The sequence below is a fragment of the Peptoniphilus equinus genome (assembly GCF_027921445.1).
GTDB classification, from domain to species: domain Bacteria; phylum Bacillota; class Clostridia; order Tissierellales; family Peptoniphilaceae; genus Peptoniphilus; species Peptoniphilus equinus.
Genome location: NZ_CP115667.1, coordinates 629,899 through 642,060, shown reverse-complemented (window position 1 = coordinate 642,060; position 12,162 = coordinate 629,899). Strand labels below are relative to the sequence as shown.

11 protein-coding genes and 1 tRNA gene are annotated in these 12,162 nt (G+C 43.7%); 3 read left to right on the top strand and 9 right to left on the bottom strand.

All coding sequences use genetic code 11. The features are described from left to right. Positions 1 to 95: 95 nt before the first annotated feature. From O6R05_RS03135 to O6R05_RS03125, 3 genes are all read left to right on the top strand, one after another. Positions 96 to 182, top strand: a tRNA-Leu gene (locus tag O6R05_RS03135). Between the two features lie 358 nt (positions 183 to 540). Continuing rightward, positions 541 to 1,221, top strand: a complete 681-nt coding sequence (locus tag O6R05_RS03130; RefSeq protein WP_271192079.1) for a stalk domain-containing protein — start codon at positions 541 to 543, stop codon at positions 1,219 to 1,221. A 289-nt stretch (positions 1,222 to 1,510) separates the two neighbouring features. After that, complete coding sequence (locus O6R05_RS03125) at positions 1,511 to 2,815, top strand: ArsB/NhaD family transporter (protein ID WP_271192078.1); 1,305 nt, start codon at positions 1,511 to 1,513, stop codon at positions 2,813 to 2,815. Positions 2,816 to 3,093: 278 nt separating this feature from the next. Here O6R05_RS03125 and O6R05_RS03120 read toward each other — a convergent pair whose 3' ends face one another. From O6R05_RS03120 to O6R05_RS03080, 9 genes are all read right to left on the bottom strand, one after another. Further along, positions 3,094 to 3,606, bottom strand: a complete 513-nt coding sequence (locus tag O6R05_RS03120) for an acyl-CoA thioesterase (protein WP_271192077.1) — start codon at positions 3,604 to 3,606, stop codon at positions 3,094 to 3,096. Next, positions 3,587 to 4,510 carry a pseudouridine-5'-phosphate glycosidase gene (locus tag O6R05_RS03115; RefSeq protein WP_271192076.1) on the bottom strand — a complete coding sequence of 308 codons (924 nt, stop codon included), beginning with the start codon at positions 4,508 to 4,510 and terminating at the stop codon, positions 3,587 to 3,589. Before O6R05_RS03115 ends, O6R05_RS03120 begins: the two co-directional genes overlap by 20 nt. Then, positions 4,504 to 5,586: a PfkB family carbohydrate kinase gene (locus tag O6R05_RS03110; protein WP_271192075.1), complete on the bottom strand. Its 1,083-nt coding sequence runs from the start codon at positions 5,584 to 5,586 to the stop codon at positions 4,504 to 4,506. Before O6R05_RS03110 ends, O6R05_RS03115 begins: the two co-directional genes overlap by 7 nt. A 33-nt stretch (positions 5,587 to 5,619) precedes the next feature. Further along, on the bottom strand, positions 5,620 to 6,207 hold the full coding sequence (locus O6R05_RS03105) for a thymidine kinase (RefSeq protein WP_271192074.1): 588 nt from the start codon (positions 6,205 to 6,207) through the stop codon (positions 5,620 to 5,622). Between the two features lie 178 nt (positions 6,208 to 6,385). Next, a complete protein-coding gene (locus O6R05_RS03100; RefSeq protein ID WP_271192073.1) occupies positions 6,386 to 7,354 on the bottom strand; it encodes an ABC transporter ATP-binding protein in 969 nt (322 codons plus the stop codon). Continuing rightward, positions 7,344 to 8,345 (bottom strand): ABC transporter ATP-binding protein, encoded by a 1,002-nt coding sequence (locus O6R05_RS03095; protein ID WP_271192072.1) that lies wholly within the window; start codon positions 8,343 to 8,345, stop codon positions 7,344 to 7,346. The genes O6R05_RS03100 and O6R05_RS03095 overlap by 11 nt, the downstream gene beginning before the upstream one ends. 6 nt (positions 8,346 to 8,351) lie before the next feature. Next, positions 8,352 to 9,290: an ABC transporter permease gene (locus O6R05_RS03090; RefSeq protein ID WP_271192071.1), complete on the bottom strand. Its 939-nt coding sequence runs from the start codon at positions 9,288 to 9,290 to the stop codon at positions 8,352 to 8,354. Continuing rightward, positions 9,290 to 10,189, bottom strand: a complete 900-nt coding sequence (locus tag O6R05_RS03085) for an ABC transporter permease (protein ID WP_271192288.1) — start codon at positions 10,187 to 10,189, stop codon at positions 9,290 to 9,292. The genes O6R05_RS03090 and O6R05_RS03085 overlap by 1 nt, the downstream gene beginning before the upstream one ends. Before the next feature lie 98 nt (positions 10,190 to 10,287). Continuing rightward, positions 10,288 to 12,123: a peptide ABC transporter substrate-binding protein gene (locus tag O6R05_RS03080; protein WP_271192070.1), complete on the bottom strand. Its 1,836-nt coding sequence runs from the start codon at positions 12,121 to 12,123 to the stop codon at positions 10,288 to 10,290. Between the last annotated feature and the right edge of the window lie 39 nt (positions 12,124 to 12,162).

Below are 12,162 nucleotides of genomic sequence, written 5' to 3'. Positions count from 1 at the left end.
TTTAACAAAATTCTACAAAGTGGAATTTTAAAATTATTTTTAAAATACTCTTTACAATTTAATTTTGAGCTAGTATAATATGTATCTAGTGACACGCGGGAGTGCTGGAATAGGCAGACAGGCATGTTTGAGGGGCATGTGTGAGAAATCACGTGCGGGTTCAAGTCCCGCTTTCCGCACCACATTGAAAAACACTGTTTTAGTCTCAGATTGACTAAAACAGTGTTTTTTATTTCAACAGCTTTTTGTTTATTGCAAATTTTCCAATTTAATTGCACCTCTATGTTTTATCAAAATGTTCATGTTTCTTTTTCCAAACTCGAGACCGCTCCCTATAAGCCTTTTAATATTTCTATCTCCCATTCTTGAAACACGCCATACAGACACAGTACCTTCAACAAACTTAAAATAAAATCAAAACTGCCATACTACTCTAAGATATAGTAAAATTAAGCCACTTAAAGAGAAGGTATTTCTCCTTCGTAAAGAAAATTAATGTAACTCGTACAGATCGTACGAAAATTAGTTTTGGAGGTTTTTATGAAAAAAAGATATTTTTCACCTTTGGTTCTATCTTTGCTTTTGTTATTTAGCTTTGCAGTTCCAACACACGCTGACGAAGCCGCACCTGTGAGACTTTGGATGTCCGGGCAATATCTCAATTCCGATGTAGACCCTATCATTCAAAATGATCGCACTCTTGTCCCGCTAAGAATTATTTCCGAAAATCTAGGCTATGAAGTCGAGTGGGTCGCGGAAACACTCACGGTTGTTTTGAAAAAACCGGATCAAACTACGCTCACTTTGCGCATCAACGAACCCTATATTCAAGAAGAAAATAAGCAAGCACAGAAGCTCGATGTTGCACCAATCCTTTACAACAATAGAACTATGGTACCAATCCGAGTCGTTGCAGAAAACCTAGGTCTACAGGTAGATTGGGATAACAACAACCGAACAGTGGTAATCGGCGATGGCTACATCATCCCTGTATCTGCCAATACATTCCAAGAAGCGTATGTGGTACGCGCCGTAAGTGGTGACACTGTACCATTGCCCGCAAGCGACCAAGCGCAAGGCAAAATTATCGGCAATAAAAATAGCGGTATTTACCATGTGCCAGGCGGCGCAAGTTATGATAAAGTGAGTTCAAAAAATGCCGTATACTTTGACACCGAAGCACAGGCTCAAGCAGCCGGATATAGACGCGCGAAGCGCTAAGAAACGATACTATCAAAAGTCTTGACTAAGATAGCTGATACTATTGGCATATGAGAACAAATAGGGAGTACATAAATGTACTCCCTATTTATATTTAAAACTATTCCATACTACCTCCCGTTTGATAAAAAATTTAATTATTCAAATTCACTTGCACCATTACTGCATGTAATAAAAAAACATTGACGATCAGCCCCTAAATTCGCAGGAAGATTTATTCATGCATTGACACTGCCACGGAAAAGATATAGAATTGGTCAGTTAATGTTTTTAAAGAAAGCGAGCTTGTATGAAAGAAGTTTTACTCATTTTTATTGTCTCCAGTCTGCTTCTTATTGGACTGATATTATTGAAGCCTACGGTGAAAGTCGGGCAATATACCATCGCCTTATATGTCATCGCACCAATCTTGGGCGCACTGACTATGTTGTGCTCGGGTCACATCAGCCTCAACGAAGTGCTGGCCGGACTGACAGCCCAATCCTCAATAAACCCGGTACAAATCCTGGCCCTGTTTTTATCAATGACCTTTATGTCTATCGTCTTAGAGGAAGTCGGATTTTTTGTCTATTTGGCGAACAAAGTGATTGCGTTGGCGAATTCCAGCCAAAGGCTGTTATTTTTGTCACTGTATATCACAGTGGCCATCTTAACCATCTTCACCTCAAATGACATCATCATTTTAACTTTCACACCTTTTATCGTCTACTTTGCCAGAAACGCCAAAATAAACCCTCTACCCTATCTCATTGCGTCGTTTGTAACCGCCAACACCTGGTCGATGTTTTTAGTCATAGGAAATCCTACGAATATTTATCTCGCCACCAGTGCGGGAATCAACTTTTTTCAATACATGACCACCATGATTGTTCCCACTGTAGCGAGCGGTATCATCTCATTTGTCTTTTTGTTTTTCATTTTCAGAAAAAGTCTGGACGAAAACATGACAATCACTCAAGTTGATACAACACTCAAGGATAAACCCGCCGTCATACTGTGTTTAAGTCACCTCGGCGTGTGTATTCTATTAATGGCCGCCTCGTCTCTATTGCATTTACAAATGTGGAAAATATCAGTTGGATTTTTTATATCCCTTGTGCTTTCAATAACGGTGCTCTCCGCTATTCGAAGAAAGAAACCCACCTATCTTGTCCGAGCCGGTAAGAGAATGCCCTTAGAAATAATTCCCTTTATCGTATCCATGTTTATTATGGTACTGGCACTCACTAAAACAGACCTGCTCACCGAGGCGTCAGTGTACATGGCCAATCATAACCCCGTGCTATCCTTCGGTATATCGTCTTTTATCATGTCCAATGTCATCAACAATATTCCCATGAGTGTCGTCTATTCACAGCTGCTAAGTCCCCTCGCAACATCCTCCGCCTTTTTTCCGGCGACTTTTGCATCCATTATAGGTTCCAATGTCGGCGCGTTGTTAACACCGGTAGGAGCTCTTGCAGGCATCATGTGGACCAACATGTTAAAAGAGCTGGACTGCCACTTTTCTTTCGTCAGCTTTATCAAATATGCAGGGTCTGTCGGACTGGTCAGTATGGTCACAGCCCTAATCACCCTTAATATCGTTATCTAAGAGGCTAAAGCCTCTTTTTTGTTTGCGTATAACTACTACGCATAAACTCATACCGCATCTTAACCTTAGCTGTCGAGTTGTATAGCAATCCGTCACCGCATCGGCTTCTTCCGCTTACAGGACAAGCCTGTCTGTGCGCTGGATACGCCTCAATGTCATCGCTCTCAATAAAAAAGAGACACGGTTTTAACCGTATCTCTAATCAAAATCTTAGTCATCTCCCATAGCAACCGAAGAAGCCACACAGACCTGCTCGACCGCCTGTCCGCCGAGATGGATCAATCTTTTTCCAAATTAATCGCAGTAAACAAGGCCTGATTGCGTGCTATTTTCTCTTTGACACGCATACGCCGTCCTTCGTAACCTGCAATAATAGTTTTTTCTTCCTCCGTATCGCCCACAATCCCCGGAACGACTTCCCCTTCTTTAAGACGACGAGCTGCATAGGTGATAAAGGTCACTGCCGCAAGATATCTATCTCCGGTGACGGAATCTTCACCGATAAACTTAATGAAGATTTCCATGGAATGAGGTCCTGTCCCTGAAATAAAGCCTTTTGCGTGAACAAAATCTCCAAGCTTAATGGGACGAATAAAATCAAACTGGTCAAAGGATGCCGTGGTCACACCGCCTCGTCGGTGAGAGATGGCAATGACAGCAGACAGATTATCCGCCCACTCCAAAAGCCGTGCACCATAGACATGTCCGCCTTCATTAAGATCCTCCGGCACAGTGGCATGGGAAAAACTCACACGGCTATCTGCGGTAGATTTAGTAAAGATATTTTGCAATTTGTGCGCCTATTTTTGCGTTGTTTTCCACAAGAGAAATATTCGAGGTGAGGGATTGACCGCCGGTGGCGTTGAGAACACTGGAGAGAAGGAACGGTGTGGTTTCCTTGCCGTGAATACCTTCTCTTTCAGCTTCACGAATAGCGAGGTCAATGGCTTCTCCGATAACAGCAGCATCCATCGCCGCGTCTTCAGGAATCGGATTGGCCACTAACACGCCGCCATCTAAGCCCAGTTCCCGCTTTGTATTGATAGACTTGGCAATAGTTTCGACATCGTCCATGCGATAGTCCAATTTGAAGCCGGAGTTTTGCGTATAAAACGCCGGCATTTCATCTGTTTGATAGCCATAAACCGGTATCCCGAAAGTTTCTAGGTATTCCAACGTCAAACCGATATCTAAAATGGACTTCGCGCCGGCACACACTACGGTGACATTGTGCGTAGCAAGTTCCTGAAGATCGCGAGAGATATCAAAAGTGGTTTCTGCGCCACGGTGCACCCCGCCAATGCCTCCGGTAACCAACAGTTTAATACCTGCAAGGGACGCCGTTAAAATGGATGTTGCAACCGTAGTCGCCCCGTTAAGTCCGTTCGCAATGACATAAGCATAGTCACGACGAGAACATTTAATAATATCCTTCGATGTTGCCATGAATTTGAGTTCCTCTTCGGTGAGGCCCACGTGAATCTTGCCACCAATTATAGCAGTAGTCGCCGGTACACAGCCATTTTCTCTCACAATGCGTTCACAGGAAAGCGCCGTCTCCAAATTTTCAGGATAAGGCATACCATGAGAAATAATAGTGGATTCCAATGCGACAACAGGTTTATTGTGTTCCAAAGCGTCACGGACTTCTTCACTAAAGACCATATACTTTTTCATTTGTTCTTGATTTAACATAATTCCATCTCCTTTTTAATACTGTTCTTTGCCATGGCATCAATGGTAGTCTCTTCCGTTTGAAGGACATGACGAGACATAGCCATCGCCATCTTCAGTTTTTTGTCCAGTGAAAAGCCGTTAAAGTCGGCATAGATATACCCAGCCATAAAGGCATCACCGGCCCCGGATACATTCATCACATCCACCTTGTCACTCGCCAAAAACTCTTTATGCTTCATATCACTATAGATGAGACCTTTATCTCCCATAGTGACCACCAAAGTTTCAACCCCTTTACGCATGATAATATCACACACTTGGTAGCCGTCTTCGATGGAGTCAATGGTCATCCCCGCCAGGTATTCCGCTTCAATTTTATTGCATTTTAAGAAATAAATACGGTTCAGGTTGCTCTCAATTTTCTTAGCTTTGTGGACAGAGACACAATCCACATAATATTTTTGTCGAATTTCCTTTAAAATATAGTTGATCGTATCGTGGGATAAATTGGTATCTAACACAGCGAACTCCGCATTTTCAATGCGCTTCTTCCTTTTGAAAATCAACTTCGGTGTGAGTTCTTCAATAATTTTCATATCATTGATGGCAAACTCCATATCACGATGCTCATTTAAAATGGCAAGGTACGTGGAAGTAGGATACTTATCCATGATATAGAGGTGGTCCACATCAATGCCTATCTCTTTAAGCTCCTGAAGCAGAATGTCACCGTCCTGATCATTGCCCAGTGCAGTAATAAACGACGTATACGCACCAAGCTTCGCTAAATTCACGGCAATATTATGACCTACCCCCCCGGTAGAACGACGAATGCTGCCGGGATTGGAGTCCTTTTGAATGATCTCGCCTTCCGGATAGCCAATAATATCCATATTTGCACCGCCGATGACACAGATGTAAGGCTCAGCCCGTACAATATAGCGACGCCCCAAAATGTAGCCCTGCTTGGATAAATTGTTGATGTGCACAGCCACAGAGGAGCGCTTAATATCAAGTATATCGGCGATCTCTTGCTGTGTAATGGTCGGCGTCTTTTTTATCAGTTCCATAATTTCGGATTCACGTGGTGTCATATGCTCTCCTCCTTTTATAAATTTATGTTTAAATTATAAGCTATTATTTGTTTCTTTGTCAATCAGTTCGTTGTAACAATTCCGGCAAAGCGGTTCATACTCTTCAGCTGCTCCGATGACAATGCGACTTTTATCTGCACTCTTTCTATGTGACACCCAGGCATCGGCGCCGCAACAGGTACAGACGGCGTGATGTTTGGTTAAATAGTCAGCCCTCGGCATCAGTTCTTTGACAATGGCAAAAGGATTCCCTTCAAAATCCATGTCCAGCCCTGCCACCACCACCGTCTTTTTTAATTTTAAGATATGATCCACAGCGTTTAAAATATCCGTCAGCTCACCTTCTAAGAATTGGACTTCATCAATACCGATAACATCGACGTCATGGTGTGCCACATATTCTAGCACTGTCTCAATGGAGGGACAGGGCAAAGCTTCAATCATGGTGTTGTCATGGGTCGTAATGGTGTCCTTGTTATATCGAGTATCCAAAGTAGGTTTAAAGGCCACCGTATTGTACCCCGCGATCTTAAACCGTTTAATATCTTTTTCTAAACTGGAAGTCTTACCGCTGAACATAGACCCGGTGTGAACGATAAGACGCCCCTTATACTGATGCATAGTACCTCCTCGTTAAACTTAAAATATGTTTGAATTATACCCTAATTATTCATGGTTCGCGAATCGAAACTATGGATTGTACGGCGGGCGCTCCAAGTTAAAATGCCGACCGAAAAAACATAGATTCATGCCGACTTTTAGTTCATGACACAAAAAAAGTGAGCTGAGCTCACCTTTCTTAAACTAAATGACATGCCACAAAATGTTTCGGCTGTATTTCTCTAAGGGCCGGTTTGGATTCACGGCACTTACCTTCCGCCATTGGACAGCGCTCCACAAACGGACACTCGTCCTTAGGGTCTATCGGACTTGGTACTTCCCCTTGAAGGACAATGCGCTTCTTGTTGCGTTGAATTTCCGGATTCGCAATCGGAATGGCTGACATCAGCGCCTTGGTGTAAGGGTGAAGCGGATGGCTGTAAAGTTCATCCGACGCCGCAACTTCCATCATATTCCCAAGATACATCACTCCGACGCGATCCGAAATGTAGCGCACCATGGATAGGTCATGTGCAATAAAGAGATACGTCAATTCCATCTTTTTTTGCAGTTCGATAAGAATATTGATAACTTGAGCTTGAATCGATACATCCAGTGCCGAAATCGGTTCGTCACATACGATGAACTTCGGATTGACAGCCAGTGCCCGCGCAATCCCTACACGCTGCCGCTGTCCGCCGGAAAACTCGTGAGGAAAGCGAGAGGCGTGCTCTGCAGACAGACCCACCAATTGCAAGAGTTCAATCACGCGAGCCTTGCGTTCCTTGTCATCTTTGTAGAGACCATTGATAATCATCGGTTCTTCAACAATGGCTTCCACGGTCATTCTAGGGTTTAACGATGCATAGGGATCTTGAAAGATAAACTGAAATTCGCGACGTTTTTTCCGAAGCTCCGCCTCGGATAGTTTGAAGATATCGACGCCGTCAAAGAACAATTCGCCGCCACTTGGCTTCACCAAACGAAGAATCGTACGGCCCGTGGTCGATTTCCCGCAGCCACTCTCGCCGACAAGACCAAACGTCTCGCCGGGATAAATGTCAAAACTCACACCATCCACAGCTTTGAGGGTGCCTTGCTTAACTTTAAAATGCTTTTTAATATTGCGAGCACTGACAAGAGGTTGTCTCATTTGATTAGTTTCCATGATGTAAAACCTCCTTGTATTCATCACTATAGAGCCAGCATCGGCAAGTGTGTCCCTCTTCGTGGGAAGTGACCGGTGCCGGATGCTCTTCACAAATCTTCATCGCTTCGTCACAACGATCAAAGAACGGACATCCCTTAGGTGGAATGTACAGATCCGGCGGTGTCCCATGAATAGCGTGAAGCTTTTCTTCTTTGTTCATATCCAATCGAGGCACGGAGAGAAGGAGTTTTCGGGTATAGGGGTGGAGCGTGTTGTTAAAAATAGATTCCGTGCTTCCCTGCTCCATAATTTGACCGGCATACATGACACATACACGGTTGCTCATATCGGCAACCACGCCCAGGTCATGGGTAATGAGAATAATACTCATGCCGAACTTCTCTTGCAGATCCTTCATCAAATCCAAAATTTGAGCTTGGACAGTCACATCCAATGCCGTCGTCGGTTCGTCGGCAATCATAAGCTGCGGATGCATAACCAGTGCGATAGCCAACATGACCCGTTGCCGCATCCCCCCTGAAAATTCATGAGGATATTGATTGACCCGTGTTTCAGGTTTTGGCACACTGACAAGATCCAAAATATTAATAGCCCGTTTCATGGCCTCTTCTTTGGAAATATCCTCATGGCGCATAAGACCTTCAATAATTTGCTTGCCCACCTTCGTCGTTGGATTCAGAGAGGTCATCGGGTCTTGAAAGACCATGGAAATTTGCTTGCCGCGAATATCTTGCATTTCTTTTTCAGTTTTCGTAATAATTTCTTCGCCATTAAAAAGAATGCTGCCGCCTTTATAAAAAGCAGGAGGATCAGGAAGCAGCTTCATAATGGAATTGGCGGTTACCGACTTGCCGCAGCCGCTTTCTCCAACAATAGCGAGGGTTTCTTTTTTATTGACGTGAAAAGATATCCCGCGAACTGCCTCCACTTCGCCAAAGAAAGTTTTAAAGGATATCTGTAAATTGTTAATATCTAATAATCTTTCCATTTTAGCCTACTTTCTAAGACGAGGATCCAAGGCGTCGCGAAGCCCATCGCCAAGTACATTAAAGCCGAACATAATAAGAGAAATCATAATGCCCGGTACAAGCATTTGATAACCCATGCCAATAGCAAGGACTTCTATCCCGCTGTTAGCTAAATTGCCAAGGGATGGCAACGGATCTTGCAAACCGAGGGATACAAAAGCCAACGTGGCTTCTGAGAAGATGGCCCGTGGAATAATCAAGGTCAGGTTGACCAAAATCGGTCCCAAAGTGTTAGGGATGATGTGTTTAAAGAGAATCCAATTGTCACGAGCCCCCATGCTTCGGGCAGCCATGACATATTCCGATTCCTTAAGAGACAACACCTGACCACGTACAAGAATCGCCGTCGGAATCCATCCGGATAGCGTCATTGCAAAGACCATGACACCAAAAGAGGTTCCCGAGCCTTTTTGAGCAAACACTACAGACAGCAAAATAACCACCAGAAGATACGGAATAGAGTAGATGATTTCTGCGATACGCATCATCACGGCATCGACTTTGCCGCCGCTCATTCCGGCAATCCCGCCGTAAATAACCCCTACGGTAATGTTGATAAAGGCCGCTAAAAACCCAATAAGCAGCGAATAACGTGCACCGTAAGTCGCACGGGTGAACAGATCTCGTCCAAGAGAATCCGTACCGAACCAATATTGACTGTTAGGATGGCTATTCATATTCATAACATCCATTTCATCGTAGGTGTAGCCGGAAATCATCGGCCCCACAATGGCAAAAATGACCATGAAAATAATAATAACCATCCCTAGCATGGCCAGCTTATTGGCTTTTAATCGCCGCCATACATCGGACCAGTACTTAATTGTCGGACGTTTAATGCGCTCTGCATGAGCCTCGTCATGATTGACTTTGGTAAACATATCAGGAGAAAATTGTCGTTCCATTATGCCGTTTTTCCTCCTTCAAATTTAATTCTAGGATCAATAAGTACATAAGCAATGTCTACAACCAGAATCATCCCTACAAGAACAATCCCATAGAACACCGTAGTGCCCATAATCAAGGTATAGTCACGGTCAGTGATGGCCTTAATAAAGAAGCGCCCAAGACCCGGTATCCCGAAAATCTTTTCTACAACGAAAGATCCCATAAGAAGATCCGCCGTAATCGTCCCCAGAATAGATACGATAGGTAAAATAGAATTACGCACGGCGTGGCGTAAAATGACCATCGCCTTGGAAATACCTTTGCTCGTTGCGGTCTTAATATAATCCTGACTCAAAACTTCCAACATGGAAGAGCGCATAAGCCGTGCAATTTGTGCCGTAGGCATCATACATAGGGCAATCGACGGCATAATGGTGTGCTTAAAAGTACCCCATCCGCTCAGCGGCAAACCGGTTCCCCTCCCAACCGTCTGAATGAGCAGCGTCCCCATGATAAAAGACGGTACGGAGATCCCGATAATCGCTATAATCATCGACAGATAGTCCGGAAACTTATTTTGATAGAGGGCTGCAAGCGCACCCAAAAGCGGTCCGAAAATCAGGGCCCACACCAGTGCCTGAAGACCAAGTCGTACTGAAACCGGAAACGCACGTGCAATCATTTCGTTAACTGTCTCGGTATTGGACTTCATGGACTCCCCAAAGTCCCCTCTGATAATATTCTTTAAGTAAAGTGTATATTGCTCTGAAACAGGCTTATCTAACCCATATTTTTTAGCCAAATTTCGATATACCGTCTCCGGCATCTTACCTTCTTGTTGAAGAGGGTTGCCTGGCACAGAATGCATAAGAAAAAATGTGAGTGTTATGATGAAAAAGATAGTGAAAAAAGACATCACAACACGTTTACCGATAAACTTTAGCATGTTTTCTTCCTTTCCCAAACTGAATAGAGATAAGAAAAGAGCTCCAAGAGGAGCTCAATTTTCTTGAACTATTGAACTTCAGCGTAAGTTAAGATTGGATATTGAAGAAGCGGTTTATAAATACCCTTGATATTTTCTTGTACTAAATATGGTTGAGTATAGAAATAAACCGGAATAATAGGCATATCTTCCATGAGGATAAGTTCTGCTTGTCTCATGGCATCCATACGGACTTTTTGATCCGGGCTGGTCTTAGCTGTTTCAATGAGTTTATCATATTCAGGATTGCTATAACCGGCGTCATTGTAAGGACCACCTGTTACGAACAGATCCATCATGGTCATCGGGTCACTGTAGTCGCCTACCCAACCGCCACGGGAGATATCAAAATCATGAACCTTTTCACGAGCTAACTTCACGTTGAAATCAGCATTTTCCAAATTGATGGTTACCCCAAGGTTCACTTTCCATTGTTGTTGAACCGCTTGAGCTATTTTCTTATGGGATTCGGACGTATTGTAAAGAAGTACAAGATCATTCAAATCTTCAACAGTGATACCAAGTTCCTTGAGACCTTGTTCCAGAAGTTTCTTTGCTTCAACAGGATCTTCTTTGATTAAGTTGCCGTTGGTTGTACGCCATTCAGCGCCATTTTCATCCAAAAGACCGAAAGGTACTAAACCTTCAGCAGCAGTTTGACCGCCCTTGGTGATGTTTTCAACGATAGACTTACGATCCAGCGCCATGGAGAAAGCTTTACGGATGTTGGCGTTAGTAAACGGATTGACACCCTCAGGAGCTACCAGGTTGTTTAAGCTGTAATAATAGTTACCAACTTGTTCCCCGATAACCACACGTGGATCTTGCTTTTCAATAAGCTGTGCAAGAACTTCGGTTGGCGGATCGACCTCGATACCGTACTTGCCGGTGTCAAAGTTTTGATATGCCGTGTTGATATCTTCCATGATTTCCCAGGTGATACCGCCAAGTTTAACTTCGTCGGCATCAATCCAGTTCGGATTCTTCACCGTTTCAACATAGGAGTTGTGTTCCCATTTATTAAGCTTAAATGCACCGTTGGAAACGTGAGTGGACGCATCTTTTGCCCAATCAGGGTTAGCTTCTACCACTTTTTGGTTGACCGGATAGAGTGTATAGAAAGCAGTTAAATCTTGGAAAAATGGCGAAGGATTTTCAAGAGTAACAACTAAAGTCTTGTCATCTTCCGCTTTAATGCCGACATTGGCACGAGCTTTTTCCAGCCAGCTTGCATAGACTGCATCGGCAATTTCTTCCTCACTCTTGCCTTCAAGATCCAAGCCCTCTTTATCGGCCTCAGTGATCGTCACTTCGTGATCCACTTCATCAGTATCATTGCCGTCAGCATCTTTCACATAGTAAACGCCCGGACGTTCCACTTCATTGTAAGCTTGACCACCTTTAACATAATAAAGTTGATAAGCATAATATGAGGCGGTTTCAGGATTTAAAACACGGAGCCAAGAGAACTCAAAGTCCTTAGCAGTAATAGGGTCATCATTAGACCATTTCAACCCGTCTTTAATTTTAAAGGTGTAAGTCAAACCGTCTTCGGATACTGTTGGCATATCCTCGGCGACACCGGGAACAAGATTCCCTTCTTTGTCATAACGTAATAACCCTGTAAACATGTGGTTGAGAAGATAGGATTCGTGAGTACCTTGAGCAAGGGCGGGGTCTAACGTGCCCGGTTCAGAACCGTTGTTAGCAAAAAGCATAACGCCTTCTGCAGCAGTTTCTGTCTCAGCCGAAGCTGCATTGCCGCCGTTTTCAGCAGCCTTATTGCCGCCACCGCAAGCAGTGAGTGCCAATGATAGCATGAGCATGAGCATGAGCATGGCGATACTAAGTAACTTCTTGTTCATAATTATCCTCCTACAATATATTTTTCTAATTTTATCACA